The sequence below is a fragment of the Providencia xihuensis genome, assembly GCF_041953405.1.
Classification (GTDB): domain Bacteria; phylum Pseudomonadota; class Gammaproteobacteria; order Enterobacterales; family Enterobacteriaceae; genus Providencia; species Providencia vermicola.
In genome coordinates, this window is sequence record NZ_CP169565.1 from 4,170,766 (window position 1) to 4,188,253 (window position 17,488).

Annotated in this window: 14 protein-coding genes, 3 tRNA genes and 1 pseudogene; 5 read left to right on the top strand and 13 right to left on the bottom strand. The window is 43.1% G+C overall.

The features are described from left to right. Positions 1–90: 90 nt before the first annotated feature. From miaA to tsaE, 4 genes are read right to left on the bottom strand one after another with little or no spacing between them, the layout of a single operon-like run. Positions 91–1,032: a tRNA (adenosine(37)-N6)-dimethylallyltransferase MiaA gene (gene miaA / locus ACE2AL_RS18950; RefSeq protein ID WP_206083157.1), complete on the bottom strand. Its 942-nt coding sequence runs from the start codon at positions 1,030–1,032 to the stop codon at positions 91–93. Beyond that, the gene (gene mutL, locus ACE2AL_RS18955) at positions 1,025–2,980 is read right to left on the bottom strand and encodes a DNA mismatch repair endonuclease MutL (protein WP_206083156.1); all 1,956 of its coding nucleotides are present in this window, start codon (positions 2,978–2,980) and stop codon (positions 1,025–1,027) included. The genes miaA and mutL overlap by 8 nt, the downstream gene beginning before the upstream one ends. 11 nt (positions 2,981–2,991) lie before the next feature. Continuing rightward, positions 2,992–4,278: an N-acetylmuramoyl-L-alanine amidase AmiB gene (gene amiB / locus ACE2AL_RS18960; protein ID WP_272681885.1), complete on the bottom strand. Its 1,287-nt coding sequence runs from the start codon at positions 4,276–4,278 to the stop codon at positions 2,992–2,994. 14 nt (positions 4,279–4,292) lie between these two features. Beyond that, entirely contained in the window at positions 4,293–4,757 is a 465-nt protein-coding gene (gene tsaE, locus ACE2AL_RS18965) for a tRNA (adenosine(37)-N6)-threonylcarbamoyltransferase complex ATPase subunit type 1 TsaE (RefSeq protein WP_206083153.1), read from the bottom strand. Positions 4,758–5,037: 280 nt separating this feature from the next. Between tsaE and queG the strand changes: the two genes are divergently transcribed. Beyond that, positions 5,038–6,219 (top strand): tRNA epoxyqueuosine(34) reductase QueG, encoded by a 1,182-nt coding sequence (gene queG / locus ACE2AL_RS18970; RefSeq protein WP_206083151.1) that lies wholly within the window; start codon positions 5,038–5,040, stop codon positions 6,217–6,219. 691 nt (positions 6,220–6,910) lie between these two features. On the opposite strand, the gene ACE2AL_RS18975 is transcribed toward queG, so the two are convergent. The 6 genes and pseudogenes from ACE2AL_RS18975 to orn form a co-directional block, all read right to left on the bottom strand. Then, a tRNA-Gly gene (locus ACE2AL_RS18975) sits at positions 6,911–6,986 on the bottom strand. A 42-nt stretch (positions 6,987–7,028) separates the two neighbouring features. Then, positions 7,029–7,104, bottom strand: a tRNA-Gly gene (locus ACE2AL_RS18980). Positions 7,105–7,144: 40 nt separating this feature from the next. Next, positions 7,145–7,220 (bottom strand) — tRNA-Gly (locus ACE2AL_RS18985). A 224-nt stretch (positions 7,221–7,444) separates the two neighbouring features. Continuing rightward, positions 7,445–7,734: pseudogene (locus ACE2AL_RS18990) on the bottom strand (type II toxin-antitoxin system RelE/ParE family toxin). After that, entirely contained in the window at positions 7,724–7,978 is a 255-nt protein-coding gene (locus ACE2AL_RS18995) for a type II toxin-antitoxin system RelB/DinJ family antitoxin (RefSeq protein ID WP_272539545.1), read from the bottom strand. The pseudogene ACE2AL_RS18990 and the gene ACE2AL_RS18995 overlap by 11 nt, the downstream one beginning before the upstream one ends. Before the next feature lie 126 nt (positions 7,979–8,104). Then, on the bottom strand, positions 8,105–8,650 hold the full coding sequence (gene orn, locus ACE2AL_RS19000) for an oligoribonuclease (protein WP_206083149.1): 546 nt from the start codon (positions 8,648–8,650) through the stop codon (positions 8,105–8,107). Positions 8,651–8,754: 104 nt separating this feature from the next. Between orn and rsgA the strand changes: the two genes are divergently transcribed. The 4 genes from rsgA (at position 8,755) to ACE2AL_RS19020 (ending at position 14,598) form a co-directional block, all read left to right on the top strand. Beyond that, positions 8,755–9,807 (top strand): small ribosomal subunit biogenesis GTPase RsgA, encoded by a 1,053-nt coding sequence (rsgA, locus tag ACE2AL_RS19005; RefSeq protein ID WP_206083148.1) that lies wholly within the window; start codon positions 8,755–8,757, stop codon positions 9,805–9,807. Positions 9,808–9,988: 181 nt separating this feature from the next. Continuing rightward, a complete protein-coding gene (asd, locus tag ACE2AL_RS19010; protein ID WP_206083146.1) occupies positions 9,989–10,885 on the top strand; it encodes an archaetidylserine decarboxylase in 897 nt (298 codons plus the stop codon). 33 nt (positions 10,886–10,918) lie between these two features. Continuing rightward, entirely contained in the window at positions 10,919–14,260 is a 3,342-nt protein-coding gene (mscM, locus tag ACE2AL_RS19015; RefSeq protein ID WP_206083144.1) for a miniconductance mechanosensitive channel MscM, read from the top strand. Between the two features lie 8 nt (positions 14,261–14,268). Continuing rightward, positions 14,269–14,598, top strand: a complete 330-nt coding sequence (locus ACE2AL_RS19020; RefSeq protein WP_206083142.1) for a hypothetical protein — start codon at positions 14,269–14,271, stop codon at positions 14,596–14,598. A 10-nt stretch (positions 14,599–14,608) separates the two neighbouring features. Here ACE2AL_RS19020 and ACE2AL_RS19025 read toward each other — a convergent pair whose 3' ends face one another. From ACE2AL_RS19025 to pldB, 3 genes are all read right to left on the bottom strand, one after another. Next, a complete protein-coding gene (locus ACE2AL_RS19025; protein ID WP_272539546.1) occupies positions 14,609–15,412 on the bottom strand; it encodes a tetratricopeptide repeat protein in 804 nt (267 codons plus the stop codon). A gap of 250 nt (positions 15,413–15,662) precedes the next feature. Further along, positions 15,663–16,472, bottom strand: coding sequence for a sugar/pyridoxal phosphate phosphatase YigL (yigL, locus tag ACE2AL_RS19030; RefSeq protein WP_206083138.1), 810 nt, complete (start codon positions 16,470–16,472; stop codon positions 15,663–15,665). 13 nt (positions 16,473–16,485) lie between these two features. Continuing rightward, on the bottom strand, positions 16,486–17,481 hold the full coding sequence (gene pldB / locus ACE2AL_RS19035; protein WP_206083136.1) for a lysophospholipase L2: 996 nt from the start codon (positions 17,479–17,481) through the stop codon (positions 16,486–16,488). Positions 17,482–17,488 lie beyond the last annotated feature (7 nt).

Consider the following 17,488-nt stretch of genomic DNA (forward strand, 5'->3'; position numbering starts at 1 on the left):
TTTGTTGTTTTTAAAAGAGAATCTTTATGATTCCAAAAGTAACTACTCAAAAATTGCGCTTAACGTTCTAATTGTACACAAACATCAGTCCTATGCACGTACTACCTGCATAACTGTGTCAAGCGCCTGCTGAGGTTGCTCACTATCTAACCACTGAACATTATCCCAGCTTCTTAACCAGGTAATCTGGCGTTTTGCCAATTGGCGTGTTGCACAAATTCCCCGATAAACCATTTCATCATGGCTAATTTCGCCGTCCAAGTATGACCACATTTGCCGATAGCCCACACAACGAATGGCGGGAAGATCAACATGTAAATCACCTCGGTGGTAAAGAGCACGGACTTCCTCTTCAAAACCCGCGTCTATCATCAGATGAAAGCGTTGTTCTATGCGTTCATGTAAAATTTTACGATCTTGTGGCGCAATAGCAAACTGAAACACATTATAAGGCAATTCTTCCCCTGCTGTTTGTGTCATTTCAGTCAAAGTTTGTCCTGAAATGAGATATACCTCTAAAGCACGGGATAATCTTTGTGGATCATTAGGATGGATCCTAGCCGCAGCAACAGGGTCGACCTCCGCTAAACGGCGATGGATTTCACTCCATCCATGTTCTTGCGCTATCTGTTCTATTTGGGTGCGCACATTTGCATCAGCAGAAGGTAATGGTGAAAGTCCTTCTAACAATGCTTTGAAATACAACATAGTACCGCCAACAAGTAACGGTATTTTACCCTGAGCAGTAATCTCACTCATTACTTTTAATGCGTCACGACGAAAATCAGCAGCAGAATAAGGTAGAGCTGGATCGAGAATATCAATCAAACGATGAGGGGCTTGGCTGAGTTCCTCGGCTGTTGGCTTTGCTGTACCAATATCCATTCCACGGTAAATTAACGCCGAATCGACACTAATAATTTCCACAGGCAAATGCTTGCGAAGTTCTATCGCTAAAGCGGTTTTACCTGAAGCAGTCGGCCCCATAAGGAATATTGCATCAGGTTTTTTCTGAGTTACTAAATCACTCATTTGTTAGTGTAGCTACCACGGATTGTAAATTAATTAATTGTAATAATGTTGGTGGGGGATTTTTTACCCACTGCGGACAAATCCGCTCAACATCAGCCAGCAACTGAACAGCCTGTGCTAAACTCCAACTTTCTTCTGTTTTCACCTGTGAAACCGCTTTGGCTAGCCATTGTGCGATATCTTGTTGTGTGATGCTTTCTTTTGTCGATAAAAAACCGATCAAATCTGAAAAAAGTTGCGATAAATTTTGTGTTCTTAATGGTAACGATACCGTATGAATTGTTACTTTTCCATGAAATATCGTGGCTTCGATACCAAATATTGCCAATTGTTCCTTGTACCGCTGTAAAACCTCTATTTCATCGTTTTTAAGTGACAATTTTAGCGGTATCAAAAGAGGTTGTGGCTTGAGGTTTTCACCCTCTGGCGACAATTGCGCTAATTTCAATAAATAATTAGCTTCCGTTAAGGATAACAGGATTAGTCCCAACGAAGACTCAATTAATGCAAAGTTTTTTGAGTAAATTGTCAATACTTTACCAAAAAGGTAGTTATCCGCATTTTTTGCTACAGGTTGTGAAGAAACTTGAGACGTATCCACAGGTTGGCGCTCAGGAAAAAGCGGTTTTTTCTCCGTTTCAGGAACTGGAATTGACATCAAGCTTTGGTAAAGGTCTCCCGCTTTTTTATCGTAGTTAGTGCCGTAGTTTTTCTGCTCTACATTCCCGACGAATTGTGATGCGGATTTGGGCAGGGAAGAACTCGATGTCGCCGTGGTTGCAGGCTTATAAGCGACCTGCGGTTCACGAGCGGTTCTCTCAGCCTGTGGCAATGATTCGGTATAATTTGGTTTCGAAGTTGATGTTGGGGAAGAAAAATAATTCCCTCCTGCTGAAGACCGGTTTTCGAGCTCAGCATGTACTGGCTCTATTCCTGGTAATTCACTTATTGATGCCGCTTCAAGGAGTACTGTACGTACGGCTTGATAAATAAAATCATGTACTAACCGCGCTTGGTGAAAACGTACCTCATGTTTCGCTGGATGGACGTTTACATCCACTTGTTTCGGATCAATGGTTAAATACAAGACATAAGCGGGCTGTTGATTGTCTTCTAAATAGCCTTCAAATGCTTGGCGGATAGCATGGTTAATTAACCGGTCGCGCATCATCCGTCCATTCACATAGCAATACTGAGTTTCACTCACAGGAGTATTCGATGGGGAAACCACCCAGCCTTTAATTGCCAGGTCGCTGTGCTCCCAAGATAACGCTAATGCGCCTTGCATAAAGCCGGTACCGCAAATAGTCCCAAGCCGCCTTTCTTGCTGCACTTCATCATGGGCAGCACGGTACTGTTTCACCAGTTTTCCGTTATGAGTCAAATTAATAGACACATCAGGGCGCGATAATGCAATGCGGCGAACCACTTCATCAATATGGCCAAATTCGGTTTTTTCAGTGCGCATAAATTTGCGCCTTGCAGGGGTATTATAAAAGAGATCGAGGACTTCAACCGTCGTACCATTAGGATGCGCTGCAGGCTTTACTGTGACTTCCATATCCCGCCCTTCAGCGTAAGACTGCCACGCTTCGGTTTGTTCCGCGGGTTTTGACGTCAACGTTAATCGTGAAACAGAGCTGATGCTCGCTAATGCTTCACCGCGAAAGCCCATACTCATAATGGCTTCAAGGTCATCGAGCGTCGCAATTTTACTGGTCGCATGGCGCGCAAGGGCGAGGATTAATTCATCTTTGTTAATCCCACAGCCATTATCACGAATACGGATCAGTTTCTCTCCACCACGCTCAATATCAATATCAATGCGTGTTGCCTTGGCATCAAGACTGTTCTCAACCAGCTCTTTTACGACAGATGCAGGCCTTTCGACCACCTCACCCGCCGCAATTTGGTTCGCTAATTGAGGAGAGAGAATATGTATTGCCATCGCTCAATTCCTTATTTAGGTGCAGCTTGAATCGGATTCGCAAGGAAATATTGGCGCAATCCTAAGTGAATGGCCTCAGCCACTGCATCTTGGAATTCATTGGATTTGAGCAGTTGCTCTTCCGCTGCATTACTGATGAAGCCTGTTTCAACCAAGATTGACGGAATATCGGGAGAACGCAGAACCCCAAGGCTGGCATGCTCTGGCGTTTTTTTATGGATATTACCCACTTTTCTCAATTGCTGAATAACTTGAACAGCGACATCATAGCCCACGCGCTGAGAGTGGCCGAACTGCAAATCCAATACTGCTTGGCTTAAATACGGATCTGCACCACTGAGCGCATCCCCTGCACCGCCTAATAATTCAGATTGTTTTTCACGTTGTTCTAACCAGCTACCTAACTCACTATTTGCACGACGATTTGATAATACCCAAACAGAGGCACCTCGTGCGCTGCTGTTAGGTGCTGAGTCCGCATGGATGGATACCAACATGTTCGCGCCTTTTTTACGAGCAACATCGGAACGTCCACTAACAGAAATAAAGTAGTCGCCATCACGCGTCATAGCGGGTTTGAACATAGGGTCAGCTTCAAGACGCTGATAGAGTTTTTTCGCAACGCTCAGAGTCACATCTTTCTCTTTATAACCATTTTTCCCAATCGCGCCTGGGTCTTTACCACCATGCCCCGCATCAATAGCGATCACCACCTGTTTGCTGCCTTTAGGCATATTTTTGTATTTTACAGGGGCAGGCGTTGAAACAGGCGCTGGATTATTCATTTTTAACGGTTTGTCCTGTGTGTTATTGACCACAGGAGCAACATTATTATTGGTGCGATTAAATGACGTTGAACTGGTTGAGTTACCTGTTGAAATCGTCAGAACTAATTGATATTCGCCACCCACTTGCTTTAAAACAGCTTTGGTTTTTGCGACGCGGGATAGCTCCATCACCAGACGTTTATGTTGGTTATCAGAAGGTTGGCTTGAACGCACCACTTTTACCAAATCCCCTGCAGGCACTTTTAGTGGCAAGCCAAGGATCTCACCTCGTTGCTTTACATCAACAACCAGTCGCTCAGGTGAATGCAAGGGAAAATAAGAGTAATCAGGCTTACCGTCAATAAAGCTTAGTGTGACCTCAGCTTGTGATGGGCTATTATTCACTTGAATATTAGACAGTGTTGCGGCTTGTGCTTGCATAGCAAAAAGCCATGCGAATGAAAGCATAAAAAGGACAAAAGCCGCCAAAAAACCCTTTCTTGTTATTCTGTGCATTGATGCATTCAACATGAGCAATAAGTTCCTTAGAATTGGGGTAATGCTTCTAACAACGACTCCCCATTTGCAGACAAAGCAACGATGTGAGCCTGACGCCCCTCATCTTGATATGTGAGATGGAGCTCAAGATCCGCTTCAGGTAAAAAACCTTTACCTTGTTGCGGCCATTCAACCAAGCAGATCGAGTTTTCAGAAAAATAGTCACGAATACCCATAAATTCAAGTTCTTCAGGATCTGCTAGACGATAGAGATCAAAGTGAAAAACATAACGATCCGCTAATTCATAAGGTTCAACCAGTGTGTAAGTTGGACTTTTTACATGGCCTTGATGACCCAAAGCTTGTAAGAAACCACGACTAAACGTGGTTTTTCCCGCACCGAGATCACCATACAGGTGAATTACCACACCTTGATGGCAAGCACCTGCAATTGCGCGACCAAGCGCAACAGTTTGCGCTTCATCAGCAAGTTGTATTCTACGTTCTTTCATAGTGTTCTTTTGTGGCATTATTGATGGGCTGTGTCGCCAAATTATTGTCTAATGACTGTTATCAGTATCCGAGAGGAAGCCTGTTTCAGTTCTTCCAAATACCATTGACTATATTAACCTAAGCGCCGTCATTTTTCTTAATTAACATTGCTGAAACTATCAGATCAGAAATATCTTATAATAGATCTGAACACCGAAAGGCACTCTTTTCATCAATTTTGAGAAAAAACCGCTTCCATGGTAGAGTGCCAGCCGTTTTATTTTACTGTGACAGGATCTGATGGCAGCATTTCTCGATCTCAACCTTCTCGCTCAACTTATCAAACAATGGGGCATTGAAGCAGGCTTCCAACAGGTGGGGATCTGCGATACTGACCTGTCCGCGGAAGAACCCAAACTGCAGGCATGGCTCGACAAGCAATACCACGGTGAAATGGAATGGATGAACCGCCACGGAATGATGCGGGCACGTCCCCATGAGCTCCATCCTGGCACTTTACGGGCCATCAGTGTTCGCATGAACTATTTGCCCGCCAAAGCGGCGTTTGCCAGCACACTGAATAACCCTGAGCTCGGGTATGTTAGCCGCTACGCCCTTGGTCGCGACTATCATAAGCTATTAAAAAAACGCTTAAAAGCCCTTGCAGATCGTATTTTAGCTTACTGCCGTGAATTTGATGGGGCGCTCCTTGCGGATGGTACAACCGTTGAGGATCTTAATTTTCGTCCATTTGTTGACTCTGCGCCAATCTTAGAGCGGCCTCTTGCCGTTAAAGCTGGCCTAGGGTGGACTGGAAAGCACTCATTGGTATTAAATCGTGAAGCAGGCTCGTGGTTTTTCCTTGGAGAACTGCTGATCAACCTACCTGTTCCTGTCGATAAACCCATTGAAGATGACTGCGGCCGCTGCGTTGCCTGTATGACAACCTGCCCAACAGGCGCCATTGTTGAGCCTTATACTGTTGATGCAAGACGCTGTATTTCCTATTTAACAATTGAACTTGATAGCGCGATACCTGAAGAGTTTCGTCCATTAATGGGTAACCGAATTTATGGCTGTGATGACTGCCAATTAATTTGCCCATGGAACCGTTTCTCCCAACTCACTGACGAAGAAGATTTTAGCCCAAGGCAAGCGCTGCATACGCCAGAGCTTCTTGAATTATTTTCGTGGGATGAAGACAGGTTTTTGAAGGTAACGGAAGGGTCTGCCATTCGTCGCATTGGTTATATTAAATGGTTAAGAAACATCAGTGTCGCACTGGGCAATGCGCCTTATCAAGATAGTATTGTGCTTGCATTACAAAATAGGTTGGGGATCAATGAAATGTTAGACGAGCACTTTCATTGGTCTATACAACAACAGCTTAGCCGACGTCTTGAGAACCAAGTGACAATTCAAACTTCACAACAAAAACGCCTTGTACGGGCGATTACTAAAGGTTTACCTCGCGACGCCTAAAAAAAGGCCTGCTATATAACTGAAATCTATAATTGTCAAATCGATGTGAATAAAATAAAAAATCGCTTTGCAGACAATAGGTAAAGAATTTGCAAGTTGTGCTTAGCACATTTTCAAAAAATAAATTCATCGACTATAAATCAATGAGTTACAGATAAGAGTTCTGATTATCTTTACCTGACAGTAAGAAAAGAATAGTGAAGTTAGCCTGTGGATAACTCTGTGCAATAAGTTATTTCAAATTGGCATATAGATGGGTCGCAACTCAACAAGCTGTGGATAACTTTTTGATGCTGAATTGTGAAGAAAAATGCTGATTTTACGTTAACTACTCGAAAAAAGTTGCCAAAAAACTAGGTTAAAACGAAAATTTGCCTGAGTTAAATAAAAAACACCTTTTTGTTTATTATTTAAACTTTTACCTTAAGGACATAAATACCTTTAGAATGCCCTATTACTGAGGGGTGGCTATTCTATGGTGACCCGTAGTTGAATGCAAGCAAAAATCCAAATTAGATCCAAGAAAGATCGGCGAAGGCGTGTGGATCCTAGCTTAGCAAGGGTACCAACAATAAAATTACGTACAAAAAACCGTTAGATGAAATTAGTAATTCCACTTAATGCTTTAATACTAAAATATCATTTGGATTAAAATTACAAAGAAAAAATTTAGATGATATAAACAAGAGATTGGAGCGGGAAACGAGACTCGAACTCGCGACCCCGACCTTGGCAAGGTCGTGCTCTACCAACTGAGCTATTCCCGCATTTGGTGGGTACTGCAATTTTACTAAAACACTAAGAAAGTTTGGAGCGGGAAACGAGACTCGAACTCGCGACCCCGACCTTGGCAAGGTCGTGCTCTACCAACTGAGCTATTCCCGCATCACGAAAATAGTGCTTTAGCTAAAACATCAAGAAAGCTTGGAGCGGGAAACGAGACTCGAACTCGCGACCCCGACCTTGGCAAGGTCGTGCTCTACCAACTGAGCTATTCCCGCATACCATTTCTGGATGTTTTCCGCGCCGATATTATTACAAAAACTTCATCGGTACGGGGAGCGCATTATACGAAAAATTCAGAGACTAGCAAGCCTTTGCACTCAAAATTTTTATTTTTTTGTTCGTTTGTCGACAAAATAGTCACAATGGTGATTTTATCAACACACGTTGTAAAAACCTGATTTCAATACATTAACATTGGTAACTTACTCAACGATAATATTTATATCAGCCTATTGGTCGCAGATTTATAAACCTTTTCATTTTCACTTTTACCAACTGCGACAACAAAAATAACAATTTCATCATCGATAACTTGGTACACAAGGCGAAGCCCTGATGCCCTTAATTTGATTTTATAGCAATTCGATAACTCTCCGTGTAACCGCAAAGATTCTATGTAAGGGTTTAATTGTAATTTTTTTAACTTCTTTTTAAATTGTTCTCAGATACTGTAATCAAGCTTTTTCCATTCCCTTAAAGCACGCCATCAAATGCAATATCAAATATCATCAATATTCACTCTTATTCGTTTAGCTGGTTTTTTTAAACGATTACGCACAACAGCTAAAATATCCTCATCTTCATCCGCCTCACTCACAACAATAGAAACCTCAGAAAACGGAAGCTTTTCATTCTCTGCAACATAACGGAGAAATAGCCTTAGCGCTTCGGATGGGGAAAGGTTTAATTTATTAAATGCTTGATACGCATCTTTTTTTAGCTGTTCATCAACTCTAATTTGTATAGTACTCATCATAATCTCCTTTCAGGATCTACTGTTAGGGTGATGTAATGACAAATGTAATGCAATGTGTAATGCAGTATCATATTTAAAGACAAAAAAGCCGCCTCAAGGGCGGCACCTTCGTTAATTCAACATTTATTCTTTGATAAATGTTTCTCGATAATAAGCCAGCTCAGCGACTGATTCGCGAATATCATCAAGCGCTTGGTGGGTATTTTTCTTCGAAAAACCCGTTAAAATTTCAGGCTTCCAACGACGAGCAAGTTCTTTCAATGTGCTCACATCTAAGTAACGATAATGAAAATAACTTTCTAATTCAGGCATATAACTAAATAAGAAGCGTCTATCTTGCCCAACGCTGTTACCACAAATTGGCGATGCACCTTTAGGCACCCATTTCTCAAGAAACTCAATCGTGGCTAGCTCAGCTTCACGTTCGCTTACTGTGCTTTTACGTACACGTTCAACTAAACCGCTTCCTGTATGCGTATTCACATTCCATTCGTCCATCAGAGCCAGTTGCTCATCCGTCTGATGAACTGCAATCACAGGGCCTTCTGCTAAAATATTAAGATGGCTATCTGTTACAATGGTCGCAATTTCAATAATGCGATCACGAACGGGATCGAGGCCAGTCATTTCTAAATCGATCCAAATTAAATTATTCTCATTCTTTTGCATGATATACCCTAACTGCATTCTGTGAAGTTAAGGTATGATAGCACTCTTCATGCCTTAATGCGTGAGTGATATTCCAACGACAGCCAATAGTGAAGAGAGGACAGGTGGCTAAACAGAAACTTTCGAAAGGCCAACAGCGCCGAGTTCAAGAAAATCATCAAAAAAGACTGAAAAAACAAAAAACAGTTGAAATCGATGATAGCCAATTAGGTGAAGCACAAGAAGGCTTAGTCATTAGCCGCTTTGGGCAACATGCTGATATTGAAGCGAACGACGGCACCATTCAACGCTGTAATTTGCGCAGAACTATTTCATCCCTCGTCACAGGGGATAACGTGGTGTGGCGCCCTGCGTTGAATACACAAACTGAGATCAAGGTTAATGGCATTGTCGAAGCTGTTCATGAGCGCCACTCTGTACTTACTCGCCCTGATTATTACGATGGTTTGAAACCAATCGCTGCAAACATCGACCAAATTGTCGTTGTTTCTGCAATTTTGCCAGAACTTTCGCTCAATATTATCGACCGCTATCTTGTCGCCTGCGAAACAATTGGCATTCAACCGATTATCGTCCTTAACAAAGTTGACCTACTTGATGACGAAAACCGTGAGTGGGTGAGCGACTTGATGACAATTTACAGCGAAATTGGCTACCAAGTGTTAGAAGTCTCCAGCCATACTAATGAAGGAATGGAAGCACTTACTAACGCGCTAGCAGGGAAAGTTTCAGTATTTGTGGGTCAATCAGGTGTCGGTAAGTCCAGCCTACTCAATGCATTGCTCCCGCATAACGAAGAAACCATTTTAGTTAACGATGTTTCAGATAACTCAGGTCTGGGGCAACATACCACAACGACTGCCCGCTTATACCACTTCCCACTCGGTGGCGATGTGATTGACTCCCCTGGCGTTCGTGAATTTGGTTTGTGGCATTTAACCACGGAACAAGTGACGAAAGGATTTGTCGAATTTAAAGATTACCTTGGCGGTTGTAAATTCCGTGACTGTAAACATTTAGATGACCCAGGTTGTTTGTTACGTGAAGCCGTAGAAACAAACAAAATTGCAGAATCGCGCTTTGAAAATTACCATCGCATCTTAGAAAGCATGGAACAAGTGAAGCCGCGCGGCAATTTCACTGGAAAAGAGAAATAAAGTTAGTAAGTACTTACAATTTTATTACTCAATTCTTTGCTCTAATTGACGCTAATTTGCGCTAAATAGTTCAAGCTATCGCTGGGTAATAGCCCCTAACGCGACAGTTTGAAATACAACGAGTAAACTGTGTACAATAGCGGCCTTTTCGCTAACATACCTTTAAAAATCAGAGGTTAACGTGCTAGACAAAATTAAAATTCGCTTGCAATATATGCTTCCAAAACAATGCCTTACTGAATTTGCAGGCTGGTTTGCAAGTCGCAATGCTGGGTTTATGACGCAATGGGCAATTAAACTATTTGCTAAAGCCTATAAAGTGAATATGAATGAAGCGCAAAAAAGCGAACTCACCGCATACGCAACCTTTAATGACTTCTTTATTCGTCTACTCAAAGAAGACGCTCGCCCAATTGTTGAAAAAGACAACCAACTAGCACAGCCAGCTGACGGCGCAGTGAGCCAATTAGGTTCTATTCATGATGACCAAATTTTCCAAGCAAAAGGCCATAACTATACCGTTGAAGCCTTACTGGCAGGTCAACACCAATTAGCAGAGCGTTTTCGTGGCGGTGAATTCATTACCACTTATCTTTCGCCAAGTGACTATCATCGCGTCCACATGCCTTGCGATGGCTTACTTAAAGAGATGATTTATGTTCCAGGTGATTTATTCTCTGTAAATCCATTAACGGCACAAAACGTCCCAAACCTGTTTGCCCGTAATGAGCGCTTAATTTGTGTCTTTGATACCCCTGTTGGTCTGATGGTGCAAATTTTAGTCGGTGCCACTATTGTGGGTAGCATTGAAACGGTTTGGAGTGGTTGTGTAAATACCTGCCGAGAAGGCGTAATCAAACGTTGGGTTTACCCTGAATTAAATTCTGAAGGTGCTGTTTTCCTGAAAAAAGGGGAAGAAATGGGCCTGTTTAAGTTAGGTTCTACCGTCATTAACTTGTTTGAACCAAACAAAGTGACCTTTAATTCATCACTCATCCCTGGCTATGCAACACGCATGGGTGAATTACTCGCCGAGACGGTTTCGGTTGAGACTCATAACGAATCTGTCGGCGTTTAATTTACGGTTATGTCCTTGAAGGAGCTCCTCACTGTGCGTTTGATTATCAGTTTTGTACTTAGCTTGTTAATCGCTTTTTCTTCTGTTGCGGCGCCCATAGCATCGCAGGATGAAGCACAGATTAAGCAGGAGCTCAAACAACTTGAATCGAGTACTAACCCAAAAGACGCGGAAATTGCGCAGGCATTGCAAGGTGCGCTCAATTGGATGAGCGAAACCCGCGATTCCGATGCCAAAGTAAAGTCTTACCAAGAAGCCATTGATAACTTCCCTAAAATTATCAAAGAAATACGCCAAAAATTACTTAATGAAAACGATGAACCTGCCCCTATCCCTGTTGGAATTAGCTTAAGTGAACTTGAGCAACGCATTATCCAACTAAGTAGCCAATTACTAGATCAAAGCCGTTTAACACAGCAGGAACAAGATAAAGGCCGTGAAATCAGTGAATCATTGAGCATTTTGCCTCAACAATTGTCTGAAGCAAGGCGCTTACTCACGGAAGCAACATCCCGCTTCCAGTCGTTAAGTACTGCATCAACACCTTTAGCTGATGCCCAATATACCTTGGCTCAAGCCGAAGTAAGTGCTCGCAAATCTACAGTAAACGAACTGGAAATGGCGCAGCTTTCCGCCAATAACCGCCAAGAAATTTCACGCCTGACGTTGGAGCTGTATAAAAAACGCTATCAACGCATGGAACTTGAGCTACAAAACCTACGTGACTTCCAGAATACTCAGCGCCAGCAAAAAGCAATTTTGGCGCTAGAACACACGGAAATGTTGGCTGCTCAAGGAGAGCTGACCCCCTTCTTAAAAGAAGAATTAGATATTAACCGCAAGATGTCTCAGGAGCTGACTCAGCAAGCTCAACGTATGAGTGCGATTAATACCAGTCAAACCGAAATGTCCACCAGCATTCGCGATGCACGCCAAGCGCTGACAACAATCCGTGAGCAAGCTCAGTGGATCAGCAGTTCAAGTACCCTTGGTGAAGCTCTAAGAACGCAATTATCTCGCTTGCCAGATATTCCCAAAAGCCAACAGCTAGACCGCGAAATGGCAGATTTACGTGTTCAGCGCTTAAATTACGAAGATGCCCTTGATAGATTAGGTAAAATTGATACCACCGAGCAAGAAACTGAACATGCCCTCAACCCAGCGCAAGTTCAAGTATATCAATCGCTGATCAAAACTCGCCGAGAGCTCCTTACCTCATTGATTTCAGGCCTTGATGCCGAAATGTTGGAACTGACTAAGCTCAATGTGGCTACAGGGCAGCTCACTGATGCGCTTAAAGAAGTCAAAGATGCCTCAAACCGCTATCTATTCTGGGTGGCTGATGTCCCCCCTATTAATATTAAATATCCAGTCTTATTAGTTACTGATATTACACAGTTGCTATCTCTGGATACGCTTTCCCAAGTCGCTGGTGCACTAAATGTGATGCTCACCACGCAAGATACCTTTTTGTATCTTTTGGGTTCTATCATTTTGGTTATCTTCAGCGTAAGTACACGCAAGCATTATCAAGCCTTTCTTGATCGCTCCAGTTTACGTATCGGTAAAGTGACGCAAGACCGCTTTTATTTGACTATCAGAACTATCTTTTGGTCAATTATCGTGGCTCTGCCATTACCCATGATGTGGTCTGCTATTGGTTATGGGCTACAGAGCGCATGGCAATATCCGATGGCAGCCGCCATTGGTTATGGTGTCAGCGCGACCACACCGCTATTATGGCTATTTATGATCAGTGAAACGTTCTCTCGTCCAACAGGTTTATTTATTGCGCATTTTGGCTGGGATAAAGACGCGGTAAAACGGGCGATGCGTTATTACCGTATGGCGATATTTGTCATTGTTCCATTGGTTATGTCAATTATTACCTTCGAACACTATAGCGACCGCGAGTTCGCTGCCAGTGTCGGCCGTTTCTGCTTTATTTTCCTCTGTATCGCTTTAAGCTTAATCACCAATAACTTACGCCGTTCTCAGATCCCACTCTATTTGGATAGGCACAGTTCAGGGGATAATGTTGTTAATAAAGGCCTATGGTGGATGATCTTGCTTGCCCCAATTGTGGCGGCATTTTTCTCTATCCTCGGCTATTTCTCCACATCACAAGCGTTACTTGCTCGCTTAGAAACCTCTGTAGCGATTTGGTTTGTGATTTTAATTGTCTATCACACCATTCGCCGTTGGATGTCGATGCAGCGCCGTAAACTGGCCTTTGAACGTGCGAAACAGCGCCGTGCTGAAATCCTCGCACAACGAGCAAAAGGGGAAGACGATAATGCGCAATCAAGCGGCAGTAGCGAAGGGAATATTGATATCGAGGAACAGGTTATCGACCTTGATACTATTAGTACCCAATCTGTTGGCCTAGTGCGCTCAATTTTAACCATGATAGCCTTGGTTTCCTTAATTTGGCTGTGGTCTGAATTGCATACGGCGTTTTCTTTCCTTGAAAATATTCGCCTCTGGGATGTGACCTCCACTGTCAACGGTGTGGACACCGTGCAGCCGATTACGATGGGATCCATTTTTATTGCGATTTTAACGATTATTGTCACCGCACAGTTGGTAAGAAACCTGCCTGCATTGCTTGAATTAGCCGTATTACAGCATTTGGACTTAACACCAGGTACTGGCTACGCCATTAGCACACTGACGAAATACACCATTACGATCATTGGCACGATTGTTGGTTTCTCAATGTTAGGGATCGAATGGTCAAAACTGCAATGGTTAGTTGCTGCGATGGGGGTTGGGCTTGGTTTTGGTTTACAAGAGATCTTCGCCAATATTATTTCAGGTTTGATGATCCTATTCGAAAAGCCTATCCGTATTGGCGATACCGTTACAATCCGCAACTTAACGGGCAGCATTACCAAGATCAACACCCGTGCGACGACCTTAACGGACTGGGATAGAAAAGAAATCATCGTGCCAAATAAAGCCTTTATCACTGAGCAGTTTATCAACTGGTCGCTCTCCGACACCGTCACTCGTATCGTGATGACTATCCCTGCGCCATCTGATGCAAATAGCGAACTAGTCACCAATACAATTTTGCGTGCGGCAAAACGCTCCACAATGATCTTAGACAACCCAGCCCCTGAGGTTTATTTGGTTGATTTGCAACAAGGTATTCAAATATTTGAATTGCGGGTGTATGCAGCAGAAATGGGGCACCGTTTACCCGCTCGCCATGAAATTCATCAAAATATCTTGGCCTCCTTCGCAGAACAAGGCATTACCTTGCCGTTTCCACCATTCCAAGCAAGGGTGGATGTACGCGATAACTCGCTGCAAAGTGCAACTAACAACCTTTCTGCGCGTAATCCTTCACGTAAATCTGGTGAGCTGTAAACCGTATTATGGCGCAAGGTTTAAATGATAAAGACGAAGGTATTATATTGCGGATCACTCAACTCGAACGGGTTGGGTCGATTCTCTTCTTTTTGATCCCATTAATTATCTTATTAATTATTGGAAAGGCATTCGCTTTCAACACTCTCTATCTCTGGCAAATCTATTGCCTGGTTTATATTGGGGTATTTCGAATGCTTGCAGCCAAGCTTTCATCAAAGCCATTGCAACTAGAGATCCGACGTGGGTGGGGATATAACCGCTTTTACCGATTGAGTTGGGGCTACCTTATTGTGTCCATAATCATCATGGCGGGAGCCCAGTTGTTCTCCCGCTAATCAATAAGAATTAACCCGCTTTATGCCCGTAAGACTTGATATAACCTTCTGCCAGTTTTTGTGCTTGCTCCAGTTCCGCTGAGCTTAATTGAGCGGCGATTTTATTTTGTAGGCGATGGCTTTCCGCATTACCGCTATACACCGCGGTTGACAGCCAAGCATAAGCTTGCGATAGGTTTTTTTTCACACCTCGACCTTCAGAATACATCACGCCAAGGCGGTCTTGAGATTTAGCATCTTGCTGTTTAGCCGCTTTGCGAAACCAGAACACGGCTTTTTCATCATCTAAATCAACACCACTACCAATTGAATACATTTGACCAATATGGAATTGTGCGATCACATTTCCACCTTGTGCTGCCTTTCTAAACCAAAATGCCGCTTTTTCTAAATTCTGCGTCACACCAAGGCCTTGCGCATACATCATTGCCATATTGGTTTCTGCACGTGTGTCGCCGTTATCTGCAGCTTGTTCATACCACAGCATCGCTTTGTCATAGTCGCGGCGAACGCCAAAACCATTCACAAACATGGTACCTAGCCGAAACTGAGCATCAGAGTTACCTTGGTTTCCAGCCTTAATAAACCACTCAGCAGCAATTTTAGAGTCTTGGGAGACACCTTGGCCTTTGAAATAACGTTCACCCAGTTGAAATTGAGCGTTTGGGTCACCTTTTTGCGCTAACTGTGTGATTTCCTCAAGGGTAGGCTGCTGTGTTGATGAAGCCGCTGTCGGAGCAACAACAGGCTTAGCCGTTAAAACAGAACTAAAACAAACAGAACCCAACAACAGTGCTAACGCAACTTTTTTCATCCTAAGGAACCCTCAACAGTGCAATCTGCTAACTGTGAACACAGTGCTATCCATTAATATCGACTCAAACACCCATTCCCCTAGTGTAAATTCAGTTTAAGTAGGAAAAAATAGGAAAAGTGACCTAATTTTCACAAAAAGCACGTTTCGCTGCATAACACACGGGTTATTCTGATTTTTAATCCAGAAATACAAAAAACCAGACAAACATGGGGTCTATCTGGCTTATTTATATCATAAAAATAGATTGTTACTGATTAAGGTATTGATGTCTTAAATAACGTGCAACGGCGTCATCCGCATTTGAACCAATGACCTCCATTTGTGGTAAGGCATCTTTAAGTAATTGATGGGCATTTTGCATAATGCAGCCTTTTCCTGCGACAGTCAGCATCTCTTTGTCATTCATGCCATCGCCAAACGCAATACTGTCATTGGCCATTAAGCCATGCAGCGCCGCAACCTGCTTGAGAGCCTCTCCCTTAGAAACCGCTCCCGCCATGACTTCCAAGCAACTGCGTAGAGAAAACGTGACATTCACGCGGTCTTGCCAACGGTTTTGAATGCGCTGCTGTAAATCCACCAGCAAATCGTGATCTTCACTCGTGAAATAGACTTTGCAAACTTCAGATGTTGCAAAGTCATGGCGATCAAATAACTGGTAATTAAAAACTGACTCTTTAAAAAATTCTTTTTGCTCAGGGCTTTCTCGGTTAATAAACCAGTCATCACCGTGATAATAATTGGTGATAAGTTCTGGATTATCAAATTCCATCAAACAAAGTTCATGCGCAATTTCAGCATCCACATTATGCTCAAAAATTAAATCCCCATTGGTATTATGGATCCTTGCCCCATTCGAGGTAATCATATAGGCATCAATGCCTAACCCATCACGGATTTGTGCAACATCCACATGATGGCGACCCGTTGCAAACACAAAACGGACATCTTGTGTTGTAATGAGTTGTTTTAAGGTGTCTTTAGTATAAGACGTTAAATCATGGTTGGGCGATAACAGTGTCCCATCCAAATCGGAAGCCACTAACGGATATTTCATATTCGAACCCTAACTAATACTGGTCAAAAAAATCACAGATAGCATTGAGTGCCATGGCCCTTAATGCATCCACTTCAAATAGGATTTCATGGTGAGCCCCTTCGATAATGAGGGGTAATTTTTCTTCTCGTCCTATTTGCGCTTTTTGCCGACTTTGACAAAAAGCTTGTAGCTCTTTATTGCTGACCACTTTTTCTTCACTTGCTTCTAACACCATCAGTGGTACATCAATTTCTCCCGCTTTTGCAATTAGCGCATCACCAATCGCAAAACTTTCACGCAACCAGTGGTATGTTGGGCCACCAAGTCGCAATTCAGGGTAGTCCGCATAGTAACGTAAATAGCGCCGATAACGCTCTGAACTATGGGTTAATACGTTGATTAAATACGGTAAAGGTTGCCACTTGCCCGTTGAAGCGGCGTAATCATTACGCACACTCTCACGTGATTCGGCTCTATCAACGATAAAACTGGCCATCCAACGTGGCATCGGTAAATTGATACCAATCATTGGTGCACATAACGCGGCTGCATCAAAGGTCACATGGTCCCGCAGCAAATACCCCGCTAAAATGGCACTCCCCATTGAGTGCGCCAATGCATAACACTTCAGGTAGTGGCGATATCTGACTTCTAACTCAATAAACTTTTCAAAATCATCGATATAATCAGTAAATTTTTCGACATGGCCTTTTTGGGGATCCGCTAACATGCGCCCCGAGCGCCCCTGCCCACGATGATCAAGAATAAAAACATCATAACCTAAGTGATAAAAATCATACGCCACTTCAGGGTATTTCATGTAGCTTTCACTACGACCAGGAGAAATGACAATAGCTTTATGATGCTTCGGATGAATAAAACGAACATAGTGGATAGGAATATCATCGACGCCCTGAAAATGCAGTTCTTCACGACGCTGCCAGAAGTCTAAAAGCGGACCATTCGCAAAAGCTGAAAACTGAGTTTCTCGCGTTAACCAGCGCTTTTTTAGGCTTTCAGGCGTCATCCTACAG

What these genes read in the sequence shown, in the direction of transcription:
- miaA (WP_206083157.1), bottom strand. Translation starts at nt 1,032, where the DNA reads ATGAGTGATTTAGTAACTCAGAAAAAACCTGATGCAATATTCCTTATG.
- mutL (WP_206083156.1), bottom strand. Translation starts at nt 2,980, where the DNA reads ATGGCAATACATATTCTCTCTCCTCAATTAGCGAACCAAATTGCGGCG.
- amiB (WP_272681885.1), bottom strand. Translation starts at nt 4,278, where the DNA reads ATGTTGAATGCATCAATGCACAGAATAACAAGAAAGGGTTTTTTGGCG.
- tsaE (WP_206083153.1), bottom strand. Translation starts at nt 4,757, where the DNA reads ATGAAAGAACGTAGAATACAACTTGCTGATGAAGCGCAAACTGTTGCG.
- queG (WP_206083151.1), top strand. Translation starts at nt 5,038, where the DNA reads ATGGCAGCATTTCTCGATCTCAACCTTCTCGCTCAACTTATCAAACAA.
- ACE2AL_RS18995 (WP_272539545.1), bottom strand. Translation starts at nt 7,978, where the DNA reads ATGAGTACTATACAAATTAGAGTTGATGAACAGCTAAAAAAAGATGCG.
- orn (WP_206083149.1), bottom strand. Translation starts at nt 8,650, where the DNA reads ATGCAAAAGAATGAGAATAATTTAATTTGGATCGATTTAGAAATGACT.
- ACE2AL_RS19020 (WP_206083142.1), top strand. Translation starts at nt 14,269, where the DNA reads ATGGCGCAAGGTTTAAATGATAAAGACGAAGGTATTATATTGCGGATC.
- ACE2AL_RS19025 (WP_272539546.1), bottom strand. Translation starts at nt 15,412, where the DNA reads ATGAAAAAAGTTGCGTTAGCACTGTTGTTGGGTTCTGTTTGTTTTAGT.
- yigL (WP_206083138.1), bottom strand. Translation starts at nt 16,472, where the DNA reads ATGAAATATCCGTTAGTGGCTTCCGATTTGGATGGGACACTGTTATCG.
- pldB (WP_206083136.1), bottom strand. Translation starts at nt 17,481, where the DNA reads ATGACGCCTGAAAGCCTAAAAAAGCGCTGGTTAACGCGAGAAACTCAG.